General features: G+C 57.6%; 18 protein-coding genes and 1 tRNA gene. 5 read left to right on the top strand and 14 right to left on the bottom strand.

The annotated features are described in order from the left end of the window. Positions 1 to 17: 17 nt before the first annotated feature. A complete protein-coding gene (lpcA, locus tag LBF07_RS15525; RefSeq protein WP_010427884.1) occupies positions 18 to 596 on the bottom strand; it encodes a D-sedoheptulose 7-phosphate isomerase in 579 nt (192 codons plus the stop codon). A gap of 239 nt (positions 597 to 835) precedes the next feature. Here lpcA and fadE point away from each other — a divergent pair, with 239 nt between their 5' ends. After that, on the top strand, positions 836 to 3,280 hold the full coding sequence (fadE, locus tag LBF07_RS15520) for an acyl-CoA dehydrogenase FadE (protein ID WP_029739697.1): 2,445 nt from the start codon (positions 836 to 838) through the stop codon (positions 3,278 to 3,280). Positions 3,281 to 3,388: 108 nt separating this feature from the next. Further along, positions 3,389 to 4,159 (top strand): amidohydrolase, encoded by a 771-nt coding sequence (locus tag LBF07_RS15515; protein ID WP_039263863.1) that lies wholly within the window; start codon positions 3,389 to 3,391, stop codon positions 4,157 to 4,159. A 51-nt stretch (positions 4,160 to 4,210) separates the two neighbouring features. Here LBF07_RS15515 and LBF07_RS15510 read toward each other — a convergent pair whose 3' ends face one another. The 9 genes from LBF07_RS15510 to dnaQ all read right to left on the bottom strand — a co-directional run bounded on the left by LBF07_RS15510 (position 4,211) and on the right by dnaQ (position 13,307). Next, positions 4,211 to 5,812, bottom strand: coding sequence for a gamma-glutamyltransferase family protein (locus tag LBF07_RS15510; protein WP_094935648.1), 1,602 nt, complete (start codon positions 5,810 to 5,812; stop codon positions 4,211 to 4,213). A gap of 9 nt (positions 5,813 to 5,821) precedes the next feature. Next, the gene (locus LBF07_RS15505; protein WP_029739694.1) at positions 5,822 to 6,697 is read right to left on the bottom strand and encodes an ABC transporter permease; all 876 of its coding nucleotides are present in this window, start codon (positions 6,695 to 6,697) and stop codon (positions 5,822 to 5,824) included. 2 nt (positions 6,698 to 6,699) lie between these two features. Beyond that, positions 6,700 to 7,641, bottom strand: a complete 942-nt coding sequence (locus tag LBF07_RS15500; RefSeq protein ID WP_069303693.1) for an ABC transporter permease — start codon at positions 7,639 to 7,641, stop codon at positions 6,700 to 6,702. Between the two features lie 18 nt (positions 7,642 to 7,659). Next, on the bottom strand, positions 7,660 to 9,174 hold the full coding sequence (locus tag LBF07_RS15495; protein ID WP_205742271.1) for an ABC transporter substrate-binding protein: 1,515 nt from the start codon (positions 9,172 to 9,174) through the stop codon (positions 7,660 to 7,662). Between the two features lie 2 nt (positions 9,175 to 9,176). After that, entirely contained in the window at positions 9,177 to 10,259 is a 1,083-nt protein-coding gene (locus LBF07_RS15490; protein WP_039263859.1) for an ABC transporter ATP-binding protein, read from the bottom strand. Next, the gene (locus tag LBF07_RS15485; RefSeq protein ID WP_094935646.1) at positions 10,256 to 11,269 is read right to left on the bottom strand and encodes an ABC transporter ATP-binding protein; all 1,014 of its coding nucleotides are present in this window, start codon (positions 11,267 to 11,269) and stop codon (positions 10,256 to 10,258) included. Before LBF07_RS15485 ends, LBF07_RS15490 begins: the two co-directional genes overlap by 4 nt. Next, on the bottom strand, positions 11,266 to 11,985 hold the full coding sequence (locus LBF07_RS15480) for a FadR/GntR family transcriptional regulator (RefSeq protein WP_094935645.1): 720 nt from the start codon (positions 11,983 to 11,985) through the stop codon (positions 11,266 to 11,268). The genes LBF07_RS15485 and LBF07_RS15480 overlap by 4 nt, the downstream gene beginning before the upstream one ends. 381 nt (positions 11,986 to 12,366) lie before the next feature. Then, positions 12,367 to 12,443: transfer RNA gene (locus tag LBF07_RS15475), tRNA-Asp, on the bottom strand. A 132-nt stretch (positions 12,444 to 12,575) separates the two neighbouring features. Then, the gene (gene dnaQ, locus LBF07_RS15470; protein ID WP_055703371.1) at positions 12,576 to 13,307 is read right to left on the bottom strand and encodes a DNA polymerase III subunit epsilon; all 732 of its coding nucleotides are present in this window, start codon (positions 13,305 to 13,307) and stop codon (positions 12,576 to 12,578) included. A gap of 64 nt (positions 13,308 to 13,371) precedes the next feature. On the opposite strand from dnaQ, the gene rnhA reads away from it, so the two are divergent. After that, positions 13,372 to 13,839, top strand: a complete 468-nt coding sequence (gene rnhA, locus LBF07_RS15465; protein ID WP_023334599.1) for a ribonuclease HI — start codon at positions 13,372 to 13,374, stop codon at positions 13,837 to 13,839. On the opposite strand, the gene LBF07_RS15460 is transcribed toward rnhA, so the two are convergent. Then, positions 13,836 to 14,555, bottom strand: a complete 720-nt coding sequence (locus LBF07_RS15460; RefSeq protein WP_094935644.1) for a class I SAM-dependent methyltransferase — start codon at positions 14,553 to 14,555, stop codon at positions 13,836 to 13,838. The genes rnhA and LBF07_RS15460 overlap by 4 nt on opposite strands. A gap of 32 nt (positions 14,556 to 14,587) precedes the next feature. Here LBF07_RS15460 and gloB point away from each other — a divergent pair, with 32 nt between their 5' ends. Beyond that, entirely contained in the window at positions 14,588 to 15,346 is a 759-nt protein-coding gene (gloB, locus tag LBF07_RS15455; RefSeq protein ID WP_206462053.1) for a hydroxyacylglutathione hydrolase, read from the top strand. A 68-nt stretch (positions 15,347 to 15,414) separates the two neighbouring features. Continuing rightward, positions 15,415 to 16,779, top strand: coding sequence for a murein transglycosylase D (gene mltD / locus LBF07_RS15450; protein WP_032661729.1), 1,365 nt, complete (start codon positions 15,415 to 15,417; stop codon positions 16,777 to 16,779). 52 nt (positions 16,780 to 16,831) lie between these two features. Here the strand turns inward: mltD and LBF07_RS15445 are convergent, their stop codons facing one another. The 3 genes from LBF07_RS15445 to LBF07_RS15435 all read right to left on the bottom strand — a co-directional run bounded on the left by LBF07_RS15445 (position 16,832) and on the right by LBF07_RS15435 (position 19,793). Further along, the gene (locus LBF07_RS15445) at positions 16,832 to 17,605 is read right to left on the bottom strand and encodes a class I SAM-dependent methyltransferase (protein WP_048980843.1); all 774 of its coding nucleotides are present in this window, start codon (positions 17,603 to 17,605) and stop codon (positions 16,832 to 16,834) included. Positions 17,606 to 17,680: 75 nt separating this feature from the next. Then, positions 17,681 to 18,481 (bottom strand): endonuclease/exonuclease/phosphatase family protein, encoded by an 801-nt coding sequence (locus LBF07_RS15440; protein ID WP_024909448.1) that lies wholly within the window; start codon positions 18,479 to 18,481, stop codon positions 17,681 to 17,683. A gap of 136 nt (positions 18,482 to 18,617) precedes the next feature. Further along, positions 18,618 to 19,793, bottom strand: a complete 1,176-nt coding sequence (locus LBF07_RS15435) for an MFS transporter (protein WP_058842167.1) — start codon at positions 19,791 to 19,793, stop codon at positions 18,618 to 18,620. Positions 19,794 to 19,827: the final 34 nt, after the last annotated feature.

The following is a 19,827-nucleotide window of genomic DNA, read 5'->3' as shown; positions in this document are numbered from 1 at the left end:
GTGCCCCCAGCGAAGTCTTACTTAACCATCTCTTTTTCGATCAGCTGGATCAGGATGTGGATCACTTTGATGTGAATTTCCTGAATACGGTCAGCATAACCGAAGTGCGGAACGCGAATTTCGACATCCGCCGTACCGTCCATCTTACCGCCATCTTTACCGGTCAGGGTGATGACTTTCATCCCTTTTTCACGCGCGGCGGCGATCGCTTTGATCACGTTGCCGGAATTGCCTGAGGTAGAGATCCCCAGCAGCACGTCGCCTTCACGGCCTACCGCTTCAACGTAGCGGGAGAAGATGTGGTCGTAACCGAAGTCGTTGCCTACGCAGGAGATGTGGCTCACGTCTGAAATCGCAATCGCCGGGTAGCCCGGGCGGTTTTCGCGATAGCGTCCGGTCAGCTCTTCTGCGAAGTGCATAGCGTCGCAGTGGGAACCGCCGTTACCGCAGGAAAGCACTTTGCCACCGGCTTTGAAGCTGTCGGCCAGCAGGACCGCTGCGCGCTGAATAGCGTGAATATTGGCATCATCTTTCAGAAAGTTCGCCAGCGTTTCCGCCGCTTCGTTCAGTTCGTTACGAATAAGATCCTGGTACATGAGGATAATCCTTCAGTATTGATGAAATAACACAGTGGAGTGTACCGGATAGCGGGAAAAGCGAGAAGCTAAAGCCATGCGAATCGTCCGGCGTTTTGATTTTTTGTGCCGGCTAAAACACGAACAATGTGAACCAGGTTGTAATTATTTTGTAAACACATTGCTAAAGGAATTTACATCAACTACAACCATATCATCACAAGTGGTCAGACCTCCTACAAGCAAGGGAGCTTTTCTTTATGATGATTTTGAGCATTCTCGCAACCGTTGTTCTGCTCGGTGTGTTGTTCTATCACCGCGTAAGTTTATTCCTGAGCAGCCTGATTCTTCTGGCCTGGACGGCTGCGCTTGGCGTCGCAGGTCTCTGGAATATCTGGCTTTTAGTCCCTCTTGCCATCATCCTTCTGCCGTTTAACCTGGCCCCGATGCGTAAATCAATGATCTCTGCGCCGGTGTTCAAGGGCTTTCGCAAAGTGATGCCGCCCATGTCGCGTACTGAAAAAGAAGCGATTGACGCGGGCACCACCTGGTGGGAAGGCGATCTGTTCCAGGGCAACCCGGACTGGAAAAAGCTGCATAACTATCCGCAGCCGCGTCTGACCGCTGAAGAGCAGGCCTTTATTGACGGCCCGGTGGAAGAAGCGTGCCGCATGGCAAACGACTTTGCCATCACCCATGAAATGGCCGATCTGCCGCCAGAGCTGTGGGCGTATCTGAAAGAGCATCGCTTCTTCGCGATGATCATCAAGAAAGAGTATGGCGGCCTGGAATTCTCCGCTTACGCTCAGGCTCGTGTCCTGCAAAAGCTGGCGGGCGTCTCCGGGATCCTGGCGATTACCGTTGGCGTGCCTAACTCCTTAGGCCCGGGCGAACTGCTGCAGCATTACGGTACCGAAGAGCAGAAAGATCACTACCTGCCGCGTCTGGCACGCGGTCAGGAAATCCCTTGCTTCGCGCTGACCAGCCCGGAAGCGGGTTCCGATGCAGGCGCGATCCCAGATACCGGCGTGGTCTGCATGGGCGAGTGGCAGGGCGAGCAGGTGCTGGGCATGCGCCTGACCTGGAACAAGCGTTATATCACCCTGGCGCCAATCGCCACCGTGCTGGGTCTGGCCTTTAAGCTCTCTGACCCGGAAAAACTGCTGGGCGGCGAAGAAGATCTGGGCATTACCTGTGCGCTGATCCCAACCTCTACCCCAGGCGTTGAAATTGGTCGCCGTCACTTCCCGCTGAACGTGCCGTTCCAGAACGGTCCGACCCGCGGTCAGGACATCTTTGTGCCGATTGACTACATCATCGGCGGTCCGAAAATGGCCGGTCAGGGCTGGCGCATGCTGGTGGAATGTCTGTCCGTGGGCCGCGGCATTACCCTGCCGTCGAACTCAACCGGCGGTCTGAAGTCGGTCGCGATGGGGATTGGCGCTTACGCCCACATCCGCCGTCAGTTCAAAATCTCCATCGGCAAGATGGAAGGTATCGAAGAGCCGCTGGCGCGTATCGCGGGCAACGCCTACGTGATGGATGCCGCGGCTTCTCTGATTACCTACGGCATTATGCTGGGCGAAAAACCGGCCGTGCTGTCCGCAATTGTGAAGTACCACTGTACCCACCGCGCGCAGCAGTCGATCATTGACGCTATGGATATCGCGGGCGGTAAAGGCATTATGCTCGGCGAAGGCAACTTCCTGGCGCGCGGCTACCAGGGCGCACCGATTGCCATCACCGTGGAAGGGGCAAACATCCTGACCCGCAGCATGATGATCTTTGGTCAGGGCGCAATTCGCTGCCATCCGTACGTGCTGGAAGAGATGGCTGCCGCGCAGAACAACGACGTGGATGCCTTCGATAAGCTGCTGTTCAAACATATCGGTCACGTGGGCAGCAACAAGGTACGCAGCTTCTGGCTGGGCCTGACGCGCGGTCTTACCAGCGCGACGCCGACCGGCGATGCGACCAAACGTTACTATCAGCATCTGAACCGTCTGAGCGCCAACCTGGCTCTGCTGTCTGACGTCTCCATGGCGGTGTTGGGCGGTAGCCTGAAGCGTCGCGAGCGTATCTCTGCCCGTCTGGGGGATGTGCTGAGCCAGATCTTCCTGGCCTCTGCGGTCCTGAAGCGCTACGACGACGAAGGCCGTCAGGAAGCGGATCTGCCGCTGGTGCACTGGGGCGTTCAGGATGCGATGTATCAGGCTGAACAGGCGATTGACGACCTGCTGGCGAACTTCCCGAACCGCTTCGTGGCGGGAGCCCTGCGCGCGGTGATCTTCCCGACCGGACGTCACCACCTTGCGCCGTCCGACAAGCTGGACCACAAGGTGGCGAAGATCCTGCAGGTACCGAGCGCAACCCGCTCCCGTATCGGTCGTGGTCAGTATCTGACGCCGACGCCGCATAACCCGGTGGGACTGCTGGAAGAGGCGCTGCTGGACGTGATGGCTGCCGATCCGATTCACCAGAAGATCTGTAAACAGCTGGGCAAAAACCTGCCGTTTACCCGTCTGGACGAACTGGCAAAACAGGCGCTGGCCGGCGGCATTATCAATAAAGATGAAGCCGCGCTGCTGGTGAAAGCCGAAGAGAGCCGTCTGCGCAGCATTAACGTGGATGATTTCGAGCCGGACGAGCTGGCGACGCAGCCGGTAAAGCTGCCGGAGAAGCACCGCAAACCTGAAGCGGCGTAACGCGTTTCGCTTATACAAACCCCGCCTCGCGCGGGGTTTTTTATTGCCACATTTTCTCGTAATGACGTGCTACAGTGTCAAAAAGCGGTCTTTTGAGGAGTCTGTATCGTGCCTGGTTTGAAGATTTCTATTTTGCAGCAACCTTTAGTGTGGATGGATGGCCCCGCCAACCTGCGCCACTTTGATCGTCAACTGGAAGAGATTACCGGGCGTGATGTGATTGTCCTGCCGGAAATGTTCACCACCGGATTCGCCATGGAAGCGGCACAACAGTCAATGCCTCAGGATGAGGTTGTCGCCTGGATGCATGCCAAAGCGCAGCAGACCAACGCGCTGATCGCCGGGAGCGCTGCCCTGCAAACGGATCGCGGGCCGGTGAACCGCTTCCTGCTGGTGGAGCCGGAAGGGAAAGTGCATTTTTACGATAAACGCCACCTGTTCCGCATGGCGGATGAGCATCATCACTATGAAGCGGGTCACGAGCGCGTGGTGTTCGAGTGGCGCGGCTGGCGTATTTTGCCGCTGGTCTGCTACGACCTGCGCTTCCCGGTGTGGTCGCGCAACCGCAACGATTACGACCTGGCGCTGTATGTTGCCAACTGGCCTGCACCGCGCTCCCTCCACTGGCAGTCGCTGCTGGTAGCGCGCGCGATTGAGAACCAGGCGTACGTGGTGGGCTGTAACCGCGTGGGAACCGACGGCAACGGGCATCACTACCGCGGCGACAGCCGGGTGGTGAACCCGCAGGGCGAGATCATTGCCACCGCCGAGCCGCATCAGGCGACGCGCATTGATGCCGAGCTGTCGTTGACGGCGCTGCAGGAGTATCGCGAGAAGTTTCCGGCCTGGCAGGATGCGGATCCGTTTAGCATTGGCTGAAATTTTCCCCTCACTCCGCCCCTCTCCCAACGGGAGAGGGAGGATAAAACATTAACTCACCAGCGCCTGCCCGTCTTTGCGGCTTTCCGTCGCGGCAACGTAGTGCCCTTCCGGCAGACGGTAAATCACCTGCGCCCCGCCGAAGTTGTAATCCTGAAGCGGATCTTCCACCACGATCTGATGACCGCGTTCGCGCAGCGCGGCGATGGTATTGCGATCGAAGGTCGATTCAACGATCACCTCCCTGCCCTGCACCACGCGCCAGCGCGGGGCATCAATTGCCGCCTGCGGGTTTTGCCCGTGCAGCATAATGCGCAGCGCCATCTGCATGTGCCCCTGCGCCTGCATCGGCCCGCCCATCACGCCGAAAGACATCAGCGGCTGGCCGTTGCCGTCCATCGCAAAGCCCGGAATGATGGTGTGGAACGGTCGCTTGCTGCCCGCCAGCGCGTTCGGGTGATTGGGATCCAGCACAAACCCGCAGCCCCGGTTTTGCAGGCTAATCCCCGTATCCGGCACCACAATGCCTGAACCGAAGCCCATGTAGTTGGACTGAATAAACGAAACCATCATCCCGCTGGCGTCGGCGGTGCTGATGTAGACCGTGCCGCTCTGCGTCGGGGAACCGTAAACGAAATCAGAGGCGTGCTCGTGATTGATAAGCGCCGCGCGCGACTTCAGATAATGGTCGCTCAGCAGCTCTTGCGCCGCGAACGCCATATGGTCTTCATCCGCCACGTAGCGGTCAAGATCCGCCAGCGCCAGCTTCATCGCCTCAATGGACAGGTGCAGGGACTGCACGGAATCCGGGTGATGCTTCTCAATGCCGCACTGCTCCAGAATGCCGAGCGCAATCAGCGTGGCGATCCCCTGGCCGTTTGGCGGCAATTCCTGCACCGAACCGCCCGCGAAGTCGCGCGACAGCAGCTCTACCCAGTCCACGCGGTGGTTTGCCAGATCTTCAGCCGTCAGGTGCGCGCCGTGTTCTTTGGCGAAAGCGGCAATTTTCTGCGCCAGCTCGCCGCGGTAAAAGGCTTCACCGTTGGTGCGGGCAATCAGCTCCAGCGAGTTCGCCTGCGCCGGGTTACGGAAGATTTCACCCACGCGCGGGGCGCGGCCTTCCGGCGCGAAGCAGGCGCTGAAGCCCGGCTGATCTTTCAGCTTGCTATAGCCGCGCTGCCAGAGATGGCCAATCAGCGGGGAGACAGGGAAACCGTTGCGCGCGTAGTCAATGGCAGGCTGCGCCAGCGTGGTCAGCGGCAGCGTGCCGAAGCGTTCCGCCAGCGCAACCCAGCCGGAGACCGCGCCCGGCACGGTCACCGCGTCCCAGCCAATTTCCGGCACCGCGGTTTTACCGGCAAACAGATCCGCATGCCAGCTTGCAGGCGAACGACCGGACGCGTTCAGGCCGTGCAGCTTTTCACCGTCCCAGACGATGGCAAAGGCGTCGCTGCCGATCCCGTTGCCGGTCGGCTCAACCACCGTCAGCGCCATAGCGGTCGCAATGGCCGCATCCACGGCGTTGCCGCCCAGCTGCAACATTTTCATTCCCGCCTGCGCCGCCAGCGGCTGCGACGTGGCGACGGCGTTACGGCCCATCATTGGCGGGCGGCGTGAAGCGTAACCGGATGTAAAATCAAGCGCTTTGGTCATCATGACTCCTTAGTCGTGGCGCGGATCGAGCGCGTCGCGCAGCCCGTCACCGAGTAAATTAAAGCCCTGCACGGCAAGGAAAATCGCCACGCCGGGGAAAACGGACATCCACGGCGCCTGCTCCAGAAACCCTTTCGCGGTGTTGAGCATAGAGCCCCAGGACGGATTGGGCGGCTGCTGCCCCAGCCCCAAAAACGACAGGCTGGCTTCGGCGATAATTGCCGAGGCGATGGCCAGCGTGGCCTGTACGAGGATCGGCGACATCACGTTCGGCAGGACGTATTTGATGATGATCCAGCGGTCCGGCAGGCCAATCGCCCGCGCGCCGTCGATGTACTCTTCGTTGCGAATGGCGATCACCTGCCCGCGCGTCAGGCGGGCGAAGATCGGCATCGCCGAAAGACCGATGGCGATCATCGCGTTGGTCAGACTCGGCCCCAAAAACGCCCCCAGCGCGATCGCCATGATCAGGAACGGACAGGCCAGCAGCGCCTCGATAAACCGCGAGATCACGCCGTCCCACATCTTCTGGAAGTAACCCGCCACCAGCCCCAGCGGCACGCCGATGACCACCGCGATAACGACCGACATACAGCCTGCCATCAGCGAGGTGCGCGCACCCCAGATAATGCGGGATAAAATGTCGCGCCCCAGCTCGTCGGTGCCGAACCAGTACATCGCCGACGGCGCTTTGCGCACCGCCAGGAAGTTGGCTTTGACCGGGTCGAACGGGGCGATCCACGGCGCCAGCAGCGCCACCAGCACAAAGAACCCCACCACCACCGCGCCAATCACCGCACTTTTGTTGGCGAGGAATTTCTTCAGCACCCGGTTTTGCGCGCGCGGCAGCGCGGGCGTAACGGTTTGCGTCGTCAGTTCCGCCATGGTTAACCTCGCATTTTCGGGTTGATAAGGACGTAGAGCACGTCGGCCAGCAGGTTCAGCATCAGGAAGCCGATCGCCACGATCAGCACTACGCCCTGCACCACCGCGTAGTCACGGTTAAATACCGAGTCGACGATCATCTTGCCGAAGCCCGGAATGGTGAAGACCTGCTCGGTCAGCACCGCGCCACCCAGCAGCTCGCCGAACAGCAGCGTGGTGAGGGTGATGACCGGTACCAGCGCGTTGCGAAACGCATGCTTCAGGATCACCGCCTTTGGCAGCAGCCCCTTAGCGCGCGCGGTGCGGATGTAATCCGCCTTCAGGACCGCAATCATCGAGGCGCGGGTATGGCGCATCAGCGTCGCCGCAAGGCCCGTTCCGAGCACGGACGCAGGCAGCAGCAGCGTGCGCAGGTTCTGGAGCGGCTCTTCACTGAACGGCACGTAGCCGGACGCGGGCAGCCACTGCAGGTTCACCGAAAAGACCAGAATCAGCAGGATCCCCAGCCAAAAGTGCGGGATCGAGATCCCCGAGATCGCCACGAAATTCGCCCCGTGATCGACCCAGCTATTTTTGTTCACCGCCGCGAGGATCCCCATGCTGATGCCAAACACCAGCGCGATAATCATCGCCAGCAGAGACAGCTCCAGCGTGACCGGCAGCTTGCTGGCGATCAGCTGCGTCACCGGTTCGTGCGTGCGTAAGGAGACGCCCAGATCGCCCTGCAGCGCCCGCGTCAGCCAGTGGAAATACTGCACGGGGATTGGCGCATCGAGGTTCAGTTCCGCACGCAGCTGGGCGATGACCGCCGGATCGCGCTCCTCCCCGGCCATGGCGATTAGCGGGTCGCCGGGCAGCAGCTTTTGCAGCCCGAAGACCATCATGCTCACCAGCAGCAGGGTTGGTATAGCCAGCAGCAGACGTTTGCAAATCAGTTCCAGCATGGGTTCTCCTCAGGACGGTTATTTCGCCAGCGTTAAACCCGCCAGACGCACGATGCCGTCCGGGTACGGCTTAAAGCCCTGCACGCTTTTGTTCAGACCGAAAATGCGCGGCTCGAAGTAGAGGTAGGCAATCGGCATGTCGGTTTGCAGCTGCTTCACCACCTTGTCGTACAGCGGCTGGCGTGCGGCCTGGTCGGTGCTCTGGCGCGCCTGGGTCAGCCACTCATCGACCTGCGCGTTGCTGTAGCGGCCGTCGTTGAGCGTGCCTTTGCTGTTGATAAAGCCGTAGATGCTGCCGTCCGGATCCGGGCGTCCCGACCAGCCGGAGAAGCTCAGCTGATAGTCGCCGCTCTGCTGGCGGTCGAGCAGCGTGGCGAATTCGGTCATCTGCAGGTTCAGGTTAAATCCGGCCTCGGCGACCATCGCCTGCAGCACCTGGCCCACCTGCTGCGAGGTTGGGTTGTTCGGCACCAGCAGGTTGACGGTCAGCGGCGCGGCGACGCCTGCCGCCTTCAGCAGCGCTTTGGCTTTGTCGACGTCACGCGGCGGAACCGGCAGGTTAACGTGATACGGGCTGACCGGGGAAAACGCCTGGTTTGCCGGGGTGTAAAGCCCTTCGAAGACCACCTGGTTTAACGCATCGCGGTCGATGGCCTGAGAAAACGCCTCGCGCACGCGGGCGTCCTTGAACGGATCGTTGGCCGGCACCTTGCCGTTGTTGATGTTGAAGGTGATGCCCTGATAGCCGAGACCGGTTACCTTCGCCAGCGCCAGCTTGCTGTCGGCTTCGACCGTTTTAACGTCGCTGGCGGCGATGCCTTCGGTCAAGTCAAGATCGCCCGCGCGCAGGTTCGCGAGGCGCACGGAGGCATCCGGGATCGGCAGATAGATGATTTTGTCGAAGTGGTAGGCGTCTTTGTTCCAGTAGTTGTAGAAACGGGTCAGAACGATGCGGTCCTGCGACACGCGGCTGTCAAACTTGTACGGGCCGGAACAGACCGGGTGGGCGGCAAAGTCAGGCTTTTTCGCCGCCTCGGGGGCCATCATCGCGCCCGCGCGGTCGGTGAGCTGCATCAGCAGCGCGGCATCGGGGGTCTTCAGGTGCAGCGCAATCTGCATCGGGCCGGTGACCTCGACCGATTCAACGGAGGAGATCTCGCTCTTACGCAGGGATCCTTTCAGGGTCAGGGCGCGGTCGAGGTTGTATTTTGCCGCGGCGGCATCGAATTTCTCACCGTCGTGGAAGGTGACGCCTTCGCGCAGATTGAGCGTCAGGGTTTTACCGTCGTCACTCCACGCCCAGTCTTTAGCCAGGCCGGGGACGACCTTCAGATTTTCATCCACGTCCACCAGCCTGTCGCACAGGGAGGCAAAGACGAAGCGGCCATAGTAGGTGCGCGCCAGATGCGGGTCGAGCATGTCCGGGTCAGCGCCCAGGCCGATTCGCAGCACGCTTTCAGAATGGGCGGGCAGCGCCGCGCCAAGCAACATAACACTTCCCAGTACGGTCAAAAGAGAATTACGCATTGTCATTATCATGAGTTCCTTGAAGGAAGGGACGAGTGAGTGGCCGCGTGTTCAAACAGCGCGCGGCGGCGCAGAAAGGCGGCGGATGGCGGTGCGATCTGAATAACGCTGCGATCGCGGTTGATCTCCTGCCAGCGGTGGCAGGCAACCTGACGTCCGCCGTCGAGCACCTGATTGATCGGCTCAACCTGGCGGCATTCATCGGTGACGTACGGGCAGCGGGTGTGGAAACGGCAGCCGGACGGCGGGCTGGCCGGGTTGGGCAGATCCCCCTGCAGCAGCGGCGCATCTCGCTCAACGCCCGGCTGCATCTGCGGTGCCGAGGCAATCAGCGCCTGGGTGTAGGGGTGCAGCGGCGCGTCAAAAATCTCGTCGACGGTGGCAAGCTCGACGATTTGCCCGAGATACATGACCGCCACTCGGTCGCTCATATGGCGGATCACCGCCAGACCGTGGGCGACAATCACCATCGTCAGCCCCAGCTGGTGCTTCAGGCTCTCCAGCAGATTAACCACCTGCGCCTGAACGGACACATCCAGCGCGGATACCGGCTCATCGCCCAGCAGCAGCTTCGGCCCGGAAGCCAGCGCACGCGCAATGCCGATACGCTGGCGCTGCCCGCCGGAAAACTCGTGCGGATAGCGCCCGGCCCAGGCGGCAGGCAGGCCCACGGTTTTAAGCAGCTCGGCAACGCGGTACTGGCGATCCGCTTTTTTCATGTTCTGATGCAGCCACAGCGGCTCACCGACGATCTGCTCCACCGTCATGCGCGGGTTGAGCGAGGCGAAGGGATCCTGAAAAATAATCTGCAGCTCGCGCCGGAGCTGGTTCAGGCGGGCACCGGAGGCGTCGGTGATCTCTTCCCCCTGATAGAACACGCGCCCTTCGCTGGCGGCCAGCAGGCGCAGCAGCAGGCGGCCGAGGGTAGATTTCCCGGAGCCGGACTCGCCGACAATCGCCAGCGTTTCGCCCGGCATCACGGCAAGCGAAACGCGATCGACCGCCGTGACAAAGCGTGCCGGAGTAAAGAGTTTTTTGGGGCCGGGGAAAAGCTTGCTGAGGTCACGGGCTTCAAGAATGGGCGTGGTCATGCGGTCTCTCCCAGGGCAATGTGGTGTTCGAGCGGCACGCGGAAGCAGGCTACCTGATGGCCCGCGCCGAGCGCGGTGAGCTGCGGTTTTTCATCATGGCAGCGCGACTGCGCAAACGGGCAGCGGGTGGCAAAACGGCAGCCTTTCGGCATGGATTCCGGGAGCGGGACCGCGCCGGGAATTGTGGAGAGCTGGCCCTTGCGTGCGCCCAGCGAGGGGATCGACCCCATCAGGCCGATGGTGTACGGGTGCTGCGGGTCGGCGAATATTGCCTCCACGCTCCCCTGCTCCACCACCTGTCCGGCATACATCACGGCGACCTGCTGGGCGACTTCTGCCACCACGCCCAAATCGTGGGTGATCATCAGCACCGCCGTGCCGGTTTCCTCTTTTAAGGCGTTGAGCAAGGCGAGGATTTGCGCCTGGATGGTGACGTCGAGCGCGGTGGTTGGCTCGTCGGCAATCAGCAGTTTAGGGTGGTTAATCAGCGCCATGGCAATCATCACGCGCTGGCGCATGCCGCCGGAAAGCTGGTGGGGATATGCTTTCAGGCGCATCTCTGCCGCCGGGATCTGCACCTTCTCGAGGATCTGCAGCGCGGCCTTCATCGCCTCTTCGCGCGAGACGTTCTGGTGTCGCATAACCGCCTCGCTCAGCTGATCCCCCAGCGTGAACGCCGGATTGAGCGAGGTCATTGGCTCCTGAAAAATCATCGCCAGCTCGCTGCCGCGCAGATCGGCATACTCCCGCGGTGAGAGCTTTCGCAGATTGTGGCGGCGAAACTGCATCTCGCCGCTGACAATCTGCGCGCTGGCGGGCAGTAACCCCATCAGCGCCAGTGAGGTAATACTTTTCCCGCAGCCGGACTCCCCCACCAGCGCCAGCGTTTCGCCCGCCCTGACGGTCAGCGAGATACCATCAAGCACGCTAACCGGCGAGCCAGCAAACGTAACGTTGAGGTTTTGCACTCGCAATACGGGTGTAGCGTCCTTAAAGGGTATTGTCGTCATGGCGTGAAGTCGTCCTCAAGGTGGATCGCCTGAATCAGGGCGGTTTGCAGGCTGAGCAAGTGTTCGCGCATGGCGGCCGCGGCTTCATTAGGCTGGCGATGGATAATCGCAGACATGATCTTATGGTGGTGGTCGTTATAGGTGTCGACACGTTCGGGGGTGCGTGCCAGCTCGCGCAGATGCTGCCAGCCCGGTTCGCGCCGAACGGCATCAATGGCATCAAACAGGCCGAGCATCAGACGGTTGCCCGCCGCCTCGGCAATCGCCCGGTGAAAGGCGCTGTCCCAGAGTTCGTTGAGATCGCGGTCGTCCGGACTGACCTTGTCGATGCGTTCCAGCATGCGCTGCATAAGCGCGAGGTTTTCCCTGGTGGCACGCAGTGCCGCAAGCCGGGCTAAGCCGGGTTCGAGCTGCAGACGAGCTTCCATCACTTCCAGAAGGTTGGTTTGCTGAACCAATCCCTGAAGGGCCAGCGGTTCAACAGGTGCCGCCGGGCCAATAAAGGTCCCTTTGCCCTGCTTACGCCAGATGCGCCCCTCTTCTTCCAGCACGTCCAGCGCACGACGCACTTCGCGTCGTCCTACGCCGAGAGTGTCCGACAGCTCACGTTCCGTGGGCAGCGATATGCCTGGTGTTGACTCATGCTGGTTGATAAGCCCGCGCAACTGCTCAAGCGCGGTGCTGGAATTGGCCAGAAACCGTGACGGTTTTTCCATATTGGTTCGCTCGCTTTCATCATGACTTTATTTTTATTAACGATAAGTTATTGATATGGAATGAAGCTTATCGTGCTAATGATTAAGCAATAACCAAACCAATACGCAATTGGTTCGGTATATTTTTGGAAAGCAGGAGATAACCAGATGATTCTGCGTGAATTATTTTTACAGAAAGAAACATTCTGAATGAGGTGCGAAGAGAGGAGTGATGGAGAAATGCACAATTACAGTGCAAATTATGCACTATATCCGTGCAATTGTTAATAAATTGCACTATGCATATTAACTTTTTGTTAACGATAAGAGAGAGAGAATGAGATTACTGAAGGCTGAAACGACGAAAGCCTGAATCATTTCTGATTCAGGCTTTCTGAATAGTGGCGGAACGGACGGGACTCGAACCCGCGACCCCCTGCGTGACAGGCAGGTATTCTAACCGACTGAACTACCGCTCCACTGTTCCCGTTTGGGGAACGAGGCGCATATTACGGTGCGCCTCCGATCTCGTCAACGCTTTTTCTCACGTTTTGAATCGTTTGCTGCAAAAATCGCCCAAACGATGATTTTACAGGCATTAAGGCGTTTTTTCAGGCGCGCCACAAACAGCTGCCGCCCTTCTTCTGGACCAGATCAAGCCGGGATTCGTGGTTAAGAAGCTCTTCGTCACTGGCTAAAATAACCCGCAACCGACTGGCCTGACGGACAACACGCTGAATGCCCGCTTCGCCTTGCGTCTGCTGGGATTCATTTTCCATACTGAACTTCATTGACGTCTGCCCGCCGGTCATCGTCAGATAGACATCGGCCAGGATCTGGGCATCGAGCAACGCCCCGTGGAGCGTTCGCTTGGTATTGTCTATCTCGTAGCGCGAGCAGAGTGCATCCAGGCTGTTACGCTTGCCGGGGAACATCTTCCTTGCCAGCGCCAGGCTGTCCGTCACCTTACAGAAGGTGTTCGTCTTCGGAATATCACGATTAAGCTTGCTGAATTCATAATCCATAAAGCCGATATCGAACGATGCGTTATGGATGACAAGCTCGGCGCCCTTGATGTATTCCAGGAACTCGTCAGCGACATCCGCAAAAGTCGGCTTATCCAGCAAGAACTCATCGGCAATCCCGTGAACGCCGAATGCTTCCGGATCAACCAGCCGATCGGGTTTGAGGTAGACGTGGAAGTTGTTCCCCGTAAGACGACGGTTCACCACTTCAACGGCACCGATCTCGATGATCTTATGCCCTTCGTAGTGCGCGCCGATCTGGTTCATACCGGTGGTTTCGGTATCGAGGACAATCTGGCGAGTAATTGCAGTGCTCATAGCGGTCATTTATGTCAGACTTATCGTTTAACTGAACGTTTCGAATACAGGAAGTCTACCAGAGATGCGTAAACAGGTAGAAATTTTCACCGATGGATCTTGTCTCGGTAACCCAGGACCCGGCGGCTACGGCGCGATTATGCGCTATCGCCAGCACGAAAAAACCTTTAGCGAAGGCTATTTTCTGACCACCAACAACCGGATGGAGTTGATGGCGGCCATCGTGGCGCTGGAGGCGTTAAAAGAACATTGTGACGTGGTGCTAAGCACCGACAGTCAGTACGTGCGTCAGGGGATCACCCAGTGGATCCATAACTGGAAAAAACGCGGCTGGAAAACCGCCGATAAGAAGCCGGTCAAGAACGTCGATCTCTGGAAACGTCTTGATGCTGCGCTGGGCCAGCACCAGATTAAGTGGGAGTGGGTTAAAGGCCACGCAGGCCACCCGGAAAACGAACGCTGCGACGAACTGGCGCGTGCTGCGGCATCCAATCCCGCACATGAAGATGCGGGCTATCAGCCCGACGTCTAATCGGTTTTTTTGTACTGCCGCGTGGCGCCCACGGTCTGGCGGATGGGCGTTTTCGACTTGCTCTGCTTCATGGGGTTAAGCGTAAGGGGAATGGTTCGCTTACGCGCAACGATAAACTGCAAACAGCCCAACGCGGGGAGATGGGTGCTCAGTACCACGCCCCCCTGCCGCGCCCAGGGCAGCACCTGAAAACCACCGTAGCAGAGCACTTCAAAATTCAGCAGTGAAAGCCAGTCGAGCTGACGCATCATCGTGAACATCCGGCTGTTGTAAGGTGGAGTCCGGCGTAGCACCGGTACCAGCTTACGCAGGCCCATCAGGCTTAGCGGATTGAATCCGCTAAGTACCAGCCAGCCGTCATCAATCAGCACGCGATCGGCTTCGCGAAGCAGACGATGCGGATCGCTGCACCAGGGTAGCGTATGAGCGAGCAAACATGCATCGACGGATTTTTCCGCAAACGGCAGATGCAACGGGTCTGCTTTCACCTGAACCGGCGATCCGCCGAGAGAGACGTTAACCTGATGCGAGATAGCGCAGCTTTCGGTATTGATTTCCGCGCTGAGATTGCCAATCTTAAGCAGGTGAAAGCCATACATTTTCGCGAGCCAGTGCTTCAGCTGCTGTTCTAACGCTTCGCGATAGTATTCACCCCAGGGCAATTCCGCCCAACGTTCCGGTGCTGCGACAGTCTGAGGTATCCTTGCCGGTTTCATCAAAACACCCGCCACGCTCTAAGAGGTAATGTATGAATCTTATCAGTATTCCAGCGTTTCAGGACAATTACATCTGGGTTTTGGTTGACGACGATCGCCGCTGCGTCATTGTCGATCCCGGAGAATCCGCCCCTGTACTGCACGCCATAAAAGAGAACGGCTGGCAGCCAGAAGCCATTCTGTTGACGCATCATCATAACGATCACACTGGCGGCGTGCCTGAGCTGCGCGCTCATTTTCCGCATCTTGTGGTTTACGGACCGGCAGAGGCACAAGATAAGGGAATCACGCATGTAGCCGAAGAAGGCGAAAATATCCTCATACGCAAGTGGGAGTTTTCCGTATTTGCCACACCAGGTCACACTTTGGGACATCTGTGTTTCTACAGTAAGCCTTATCTTTTTTGCGGCGATACGCTGTTCTCCGGAGGCTGCGGAAGACTGTTTGAAGGCACGCCAGCTCAAATGTATCAGTCTTTACAGAAGATTAACGCGCTACCCGATGAGACGCTCATTTGTTGCGCCCATGAGTATACATTAGGAAATATGAAGTTTGCAGTGAGCCTCTTACCCGAGGATCGAGCGATTCAGGATTATTATCACAAAGTGAAGGAGTTACGTGCAAAAAACCAAAAAACACTCCCCGTAATTCTGAAAAATGAGCGCCAAATTAATTTATTTTTACGCACAGATGATATTGATTTAATTAATAAAATTAACCAAGAAACAAATTTGCAACAACCAGAACAACGATTTGCATGGTTAAGGTCAAAGAAAGATAACTTCAGATAATTGCGGGTTGCCTTTTCAAAATTTCGCCGTTATCATCGCTCGTCTTTTAAGCAACTATTGACACACACATGAAGGCAAAAGCGATATTACTCGCCTCTGTCCTGCTTGTAGGTTGCCAGTCGCAAAACGGCAGCAACGTACAACAGCACGCACAGAGCCTTTCTGCAGCTGGTCAAGGGGAAGCAGGGAAGTTTGCAAGTTCGGCGCGCTGGATGGACGATGGAACATCTTACGCGCAGGATCAAGACTTGTGGACCTCTATTGGCGACGAGCTAAAGATGGGAATTCCGGAAAATCCCCGGATTCGCGAACAGAAACAGAAGTATTTAAGTAATAAGAGCTATCTCCACGATGTAACGTTACGGGCAGAGCCGTATATGTACTGGATAGCCGGGCAAGTTAAGAAACGTAACATGCCTATGGAGCTGGTACTCCTACCCATAGTGGAGAGCGCTTTTGACCCACACGCGACGTCTGGCGCCAATGCCGCAGGCATTTGGCAGATCATTCCGAGCACCGGGCGAAACTATGGTCTGAAACAGACCCGCAACTATGATGCGCGTCGCGATGTTGTCGCTTCAACGACAGCCGCTCTCGACATGATGCAACGTCTGAACAAGATGTTTGACGGCGACTGGCTGTTAACGGTCGCAGCGTATAATAGTGGCGAAGGTCGTGTACTGAAGGCAATGAAAGCGAATAAAGCACGGGGTAAATCCACCGATTTTTGGTCGCTCTCACTGCCACAGGAAACAAAGATTTACGTACCGAAAATGCTGGCATTGAGCGATATTCTCAAGAACAGCAAGCGTTACGGTGTACAACTGCCAACACCAGACGAAAGTCGTGCACTGGCGCGTGTTCGCCTCAGCAATCCAGTTGATATTCAACAGGTTGCTGATATGACGGGTATGTCGGTAAGTAAATTGAAAACCTTTAATGCTGGCGTTAAAGGCTCAACCCTGGGGGCAAGTGGCCCGCAGTATGTAATGGTTCCGCAGAAACATGCCGAGCAGTTACGTGAGTCTTTAGCTTCTGGTGAAATCGCCGCCGTTCAGTCAACGCTGATCGCGGATGCATCATCAGTTAACAGCCGCAGCTATAAGGTTCGTTCAGGTGATACGCTTTCGGGCATCGCGTCACGTCTTGGCGTGAATGCGAAAGATCTGCAGCAGTGGAATAATCTGCGCAGTTCCGGCCTGAAAGTGGGTCAGACTCTGACGGTAGGTGCAGGTAGCAGCGCACAGCGTCTCGCCAGCAACAGCGATAGCATTACCTATCGCGTGCGCAAGGGCGATTCACTGTCCAGTATCGCAAAACGGCACGGCGTGAACATCAAGGATGTGATGCGCTGGAACAATGATACTGACAATCTGAAACCTGGCGACCAGCTGACGCTGTTTGTGAAGAACAGCGCGACGCCAGACTCCTGATAGCACGATCGAAAGATAAAAAGGCACCGATTCCCCTCGGTGCCTTTTTTGTTTATTCCGCTTTTTGCGCTTCAGCCATGATGGTATCGCTGGTAAACGAGCCATCGTCCTGCAGTTCAAAGTACGCCTTTACCTCCGCGGACGCACTCTCCTGATACAGTCTGATCGCCTGGCTCAATGCTTCCGGGGTGCGCATACGCGCGATCCAGGAGCTGAACTCCAGCGGTAAACGATCGGTAATCAACGCGCGCGCGATCAGCCCCGCTTCAGTGATAAGCGACAACCACTCTCCGCTGGCGTAATTTTGCACGTGCGAGGTATCGCGCAGCGCTTCTACCGTCTGCAGCCAGATATTGCGCACCGGGTGTCCGGGAGACATCACATCCATAATGATGAAGGTGCCGCCCGGCTTCAGAACACGTTTGACCTCGCGCAATGCCTGGCCGACATCGTGCCAGTGGTGCGCGGAATAACGGCTGATCACCACCTCAAACGATGCATCATCGAACGGTAAGGATTCGGCATAGCCCTGGCGCGTATCGATGTTGTTCAGCCCTTTCGCTTTTGCCGCCCCGGCAACGACGTCCAGCATCTGGCTGGATAAGTCATACGCGGTAACGTGCGCGACCCGCTGCGCAGCCGTAAAGCTGGCATGCCCTGCCCCGCAGCCTAAATCCAGCACGTGCGCCTGCGGGAACGCCGCCAGACGTTCACCGAGACGCACCAGATCGCGGCCAGAAGCATGCACGGCACTGCTCAGATAGGCACTTGCCTGAGAACCAAACTGTTTTTCTACGTTGTCATGATGGGAGCGTGTTGTTGTCATCGTACTGTCCTTTGTGAGTGAAAAATAAAGGGCAGCACCCGCACAGGCCTGCCCCACGGCAGACCTGACACACCATTATTTATCAGGTTTGCCGGGACTGAATTCGACTAGTAGAGGGTTATGATCCGAGGCGCGCGTCACCAGAACCGAGGCGTCGTGCACGCTCAAACCACGATAGAAGACAAAATCGAGAGGACGACCAAAGGCTTTTTTGCGCTGGTCATCGCTAAAACGAACTTCACGCAGCGACATTTCGCGCGCAAAGCGATACAGCGCATTCATGCGCGGACGACTCCAGGCATTGAAATCGCCAGCCATAATGATGGGACCGCTGTGATGGGCAATCTGATCGCCGATCGGAAGTAACTGCTTACTGTAAACATCCACGCCCAGGCTGAAGTTTACCGCGTGGATATTCACGACCATCAGCATTCGGGTATCCGGCAGCGGATAGACCGTCACCAGCGCCGATTTTGCCAGACGCAGGATAGGTTCACGTTCGCGCAGTGGACAGCAATAGACCGGATGTGCTGCTGAAAGCGTCATCACACCTGAGGGGTGTTGTGGCAGGACAAACGCAGGCACCTGGTCGGCGGCAAGATAGTTCGTGGTGGCAAAGCGTACCAGTTCAGGGGTGGTTTGTGCCTCCTGGAGCAGAACCAGGTGGGCATCTTTTCCAAAATTCTTGAGTACCGATAACCATTCGGCACGCTGCTGCTTAAAGATATTCCACACCAGTACACGGATTTTCTCATCGCTGCTTAACGGTGTGCCGGCGGGTAATGCCTGGCTTATGCTCGCAAATGACCCCGGAGGCAAGATCCTCTCCGCGGGCATTCCGGCAACATAACGCATGGCATAGGTATTTTTTCGCACTTTTGGAAACAGCCTCTGTAACATGAACCAGCCCGGAAAACGGACTGGTTCTAATGTTATAGGGACTTTAGGTCATACTTTCAACGCAATTTCTGAGAAACCGCTTTCCAGTTTTGTAAGCAAGCACTTACTGATGTTAACCCAGCGCGACCCTGGCTGGCTTATCGAGACGTCCACTCAGTCCAATCAGCAGGAAGGCGACCAGGACAATCACCGCGCCAATCCACGGAGTCTGGGCTAATCCAATATGCGCTACGGTTTGTCCGCCAATGATGGAGCCCAGCGCGATGCCAATATTAAATGCGGCAATGTTCAGACCGGACGCCACATCCACCGCATTTGGCGTATAGAGCTCGGCTTTCTGGACAACGTAAACCTGAAGCCCGGGGACATTACCAAAGGCAAAGATCCCCATGACCAGCACAGTGACCAGCGCGGCGTAGTGTACCGAAGCCGTGAACTGGAAAATCATCAGCAGAACCACCAGGGCGGCGAAGATGAATTTCAGCGCCGGTACCGCACCATGCTTATCCGCAAGCTTGCCGCCCCAGATATTGCCAACGGCAACGGAAATACCGTATCCCAGCAAAATCCAGCTCACGGCATTAGGTGAAAAGCCTGCCAGGTCCTGCATCATCGGCGCCAGGAAGGTGAAAGCCGTGAATACGCCGCCATAGCCCAATGCAGTTACCGCGTAGATAATCAGCAAACGGGGATGCGTGAGCACCTTCAGCTGATCGCGCAGGCTGGCGCTCGCCCGGCCTGGGATATTCGACGGTACCAGCAGCAGGCTGGTCACCAGGGCGATGGCACCCAGTAAGGAGACGGCAAGGAACGTTTCACGCCAGCCGAAGTGTTGTCCGATAAACGTTCCCAGCGGTACGCCCGTAACGAGTGCAACGGTCAGTCCACCAAACATGATCGCAATCGCTGAAGCCGCTTTCTCTTTGGGCACCAGGCTGGTTGCAATGGTGGAACCAATCGAGAAGAACACGCCGTGTGCAAGGCCGGTTAACAGACGCGCAATCACCAGCGTGGTGTAGTCCGGCGCCTGCCAGGCCAGAATGTTGCCAGCGGTGAACAGCACCATCAGCGCGACTAACAGCTGCTTACGCGGAAAACGTCCGGTCAGGGCCGTCAGCACTGGCGCACCGACGGCGACGCCCAGGGCGTAGATAGACACCAGCAATCCGGCGGAAGGCAACGAGATCGCAAGCTGGTTAGCAATAGTGGGAACCAGACCCACGATAACAAATTCGGTCGTGCCAATTGCGAAGGCACTGATCGTCAGGGCAAGTAGCGCCAGTGGCATAAAATACTCCGTATCATCAGGATTAAGATGACAG

It is taken from the genome of Enterobacter cloacae complex sp. ECL352 (genome assembly GCF_020149545.1).
GTDB lineage: Bacteria > Pseudomonadota > Gammaproteobacteria > Enterobacterales > Enterobacteriaceae > Enterobacter > Enterobacter asburiae_B.
The sequence above is the reverse complement of the archived record's forward strand: the minus strand, read 5'-3'. Positions and strand labels throughout refer to the sequence as shown.